The sequence below is a fragment of the Salipiger sp. genome (assembly GCF_059781815.1).
Window position 1 is genome coordinate 1 of the sequence record NZ_JBYNAH010000340.1, and the last position, 3,399, is coordinate 3,399.

Here is a 3,399-nt window from a genome sequence, read left to right on the forward strand (position 1 = left end):
TCATGGTTCATCTCGCCGCGGTCGCGCGGGCGCGGGATGGTCACCGGGAACTCGGTGCCAAGCGTGCCGTCCGGGTTCAGCGCGATGATGCGGTCGGCCAGCATGATGGCCTCGTCGACATCGTTGGTGATCAGCACGCAGGTCTTCTTGTCCTGCTCCCAGATCTGCTCGATCTCGTCGGCGAGATTGGCGCGGGTCAGCGCGTCGAGCGCCGAGAGCGGCTCGTCGAGCAGCAGCACCTCGGGGCTCATGGCCAGCGCCCGGGCGACGTTGACGCGCTGGCGCATGCCGCCCGAGAGCTCCGCCGGGCGGCGGGTGGTGGCGTGGGAGAGGCCGACCATCTTGACGTATTTGGCGACGGTGGCTTCCTTCTCGGCCTTGGGCATCTTCGGAAAGACGCTGTCGAGCGCGAGCTGGACGTTGCCGTTCACCGTGAGCCACGGCATCAGCGAGTAGTTCTGGAAGATCACGCCGCGCTCGGGGCCGGGGCCCTGGATCTCGGCACCCTTGAAGGTGACACGGCCCTTGGAGGGCTTTTCCAGCCCGGCCATCAGGTTGATCAGCGTGGTCTTGCCGGTGCCCGAGAAGCCGAGAAGCACGAGGAACTCGCCCTCCCGGACTTCGAGGTCGATGCCCTTCAGCACGTCGGTCTTGTGGGTGCCTTCGCCGAAGCTCTTCGAGACGTTTTCGAACTTGAGAATGCTCATGAGTTTGTCTCCTGACGACGCCGGTTCAGCGGTTGTTCGAGAAGGTGAAGAGCGACTGCAGGGCGAACATCACGCGATCGAGCAGGAAGCCGATGATGCCGATGGTGAAGACCGCGACCATGATCTTGGCGAGCGACGAGGAGGAGCCGTTCTGGAACTCGTCCCAGACGAACTTGCCGAGGCCGGGGTTCTGGGCCAGCATCTCGGCGGCGATCAGCACCATCCAGCCAACGCCGAGCGACAGGCGCAGGCCGGTGAAGATCAGCGGCAGGGCCGAGGGCAGCACCAGCTTGGTGATCTTGGTCCAGGTGTTCATCTTGAGCACCTTGGAGACGTTGACCAGATCCTTGTCGATCGAGGCCACGCCAAGCGCGGTGTTGATCAGGGTCGGCCACAGCGAGCACAGCGTCACGGTGATCGCCGAGATCAGGAAGGACTTGGAGAACAGGCCATCATTGGTGGCCACGGCGGCGGAGATGATCATCGTCACGATCGGCAGCCAGGCCAGCGGCGAGACCGGCTTGAAGATCTGCACCAGCGGGTTGATGGCGGAGTTGGCGTAAGGCGAGAGGCCGGCGAGGATGCCCAGCGGGATCGCCACGCAGGAGCCGATCAGGAAGCCGAAGAACACCGTCTTGATCGAGGTCCAGATCTGCTCGTAGTAGCTCGGCGCGCCGGTATAGGCGACGTTCTTGACCTGATCGGCCTTGCCGGCGGCGATGAGCTTCTCGTTGCGCGCCGCGACCATGGTCTCGAACTTGGCCTTCTTGGCGGCCTTGGCCTGCGCGTCCTCGTGCAGGTTCACCGCCTCTTCCCAGACCTGCGCCGGGCCGGGGACCGCGCCGAGCGAGGTCTGCACCTTGGGCGCCAGCGTGCCCCAGAGCAGCAGGAAGCCGATGATGGCCAGAAGCGGCACGCCCAGCAGCAGCCAGATGTCCTTCATCTGGGCCTTGGGGTTGTCGCCGGCGGCGGCTTTCAGGATCGGGGTAATCCAGGCGAGGCCGAGGACGCGGAACCATGCGTCGGCCTTGTTGATGCGGGTGAACAGGCGCGCCCGGCGGGCCTCGCGCTCGGCTTCACGGGCGTATTCGGGATCGACGGTTGTCATCTGAGGAGTCCTCGGCGGTTGGATGGATCGGTCCGGTGAGCGGCGCTCGCGCCGGGGGCGCATCGCCCCACCCACCGTCCCGCAGTCTGTCTGGGGAGTCTGTCTCGGGAGGAGGGGGCGGAGGCATCCGGAAGATGCATCCGCCAGTCATTTACCGTGTCCTCAGGGTGCGCCCGGCGGGCGCAACCCCGAAGGGAAATCAGCCCTGGATCTCGTTTCCGACGACCTTCTGCTCACCTTTCAGGCCGATCGGCAGGCTCTCGAGGTAGGCGTTGGGGGTGCGGCCGTCATAGGGGATGCCGTCGATGATGTCGGCAGCCGGGGTCGCTTCCTTGTAGCCGTCGCTGTCCCAGGGGAAGTCGGCCTCGTTGGCGAGACCCTCGTCGACCAGCGCGCGGGCGGCCTCGAGGTAGATCTCCGGCTTGTAGACCGACTTGGCGACCTCGTCGTACCATTCGTCCGACTTGGCCTCGGCGATCTGGCCCCAGCGGCGCATCTGGGTCAGGTACCAGACTGCGTCGGAGTAGAACGGGTAGGTGGCGTTGTAGCGGAAGAACACGTTGAAGTCGGGAACCTCGCGCTTGTCGCCCTTCTCGTACTCGAAGGTGCCGGTCATCGAGTTGGCGATCACCTCGGCATCGGCGCCCACGTATTCGGGCTGCGACAGCATCTCCACCGCTTCCATGCGGTTGGCGTTGTCGTTCTCGTCGAGCCAGATGGCGGCGCGGATCAGCGCCTTGACCACGGCCTTGGTGGTGTTGGGGTTCTCTTCGGCGAACTCTGCGGTGATGCCGAAGACCTTCTCGGGGTTGTTCTTCCACAGCTCGTAATCGGTGATCACCGGAACGCCGATGCCCTTGAACACGGCGGCCTGGTTCCACGGCTCACCCACGCAGTAGCCGTAGATGGTGCCGGCCTCGAGGGTGGCGGGCATCTGCGGCGGCGGGGTGACCGAGAGCAGAACGTCGGCGCCGATCTGGCCGGTGACGTTCTCGGGCGAGTAGTAGCCCGGCTCGAGACCGCCGGCGGCGAGCCAGTAGCGCAGCTCGTAGTTGTGGGTGGAGACCGGGAACACCATGCCCATGTTGAAGGGCTTGCCCTCGGACTTGTACTTCTCGACCACCGGGGCCAGGGCCTCGGCCGAGATCGGGTGCTGCGGCAGGCCGTCGGCATTGGTCGGGATGTTGGGCTTCATCTCTTCCCAGACGGCGTTCGACACGGTGATGCCGTTGCCGTTCAGGTCCATCGAGAAGGGCGTGATGATGTGCGCCTCAGTGCCGTAGCCGATGGTGGCGGCGAGCGGCTGGCCGGCGAGCATGTGGGCGCCGTCGAGCTGGCCGCCGATCACGCCGTCGAGCAGAACCTTCCAGTTTGCCTGTGCCTCGAGGGTCACGAACAGGCCCTCGTCGAGGAAATAGCCCTGCTCATAGGCCACGGCCAGCGGCGCCATGTCGGTCAGCTTGATGAAGCCGAAGGTCAGTTCGTCCTTTTCCAGCTCCAGCATTTCTGCGGTGGCCGGCGCAACAAGGGCTGTCGTCGCAACAAGACTCAGAATGAGTTTTTTCATCTTTGTTCCTTTCGGTC

General features: G+C 64.9%; 3 protein-coding genes. All 3 read right to left on the reverse strand.

The features are described from left to right. A partial coding sequence (locus AC6RA4_RS24255) for an ABC transporter ATP-binding protein (protein ID WP_500164696.1) occupies nt 1-707 on the reverse strand: 707 nt, incomplete at its 3' end. A gap of 25 nt (nt 708-732) precedes the next feature. Then, a complete protein-coding gene (locus AC6RA4_RS24260) occupies nt 733-1,815 on the reverse strand; it encodes an ABC transporter permease (RefSeq protein ID WP_500164698.1) in 1,083 nt (360 codons plus the stop codon). Nucleotides 1,816-2,014: 199 nt separating this feature from the next. Next, nucleotides 2,015-3,382: a CmpA/NrtA family ABC transporter substrate-binding protein gene (locus AC6RA4_RS24265; protein ID WP_500164699.1), complete on the reverse strand. Its 1,368-nt coding sequence runs from the start codon at nt 3,380-3,382 to the stop codon at nt 2,015-2,017. Nucleotides 3,383-3,399: the final 17 nt, after the last annotated feature.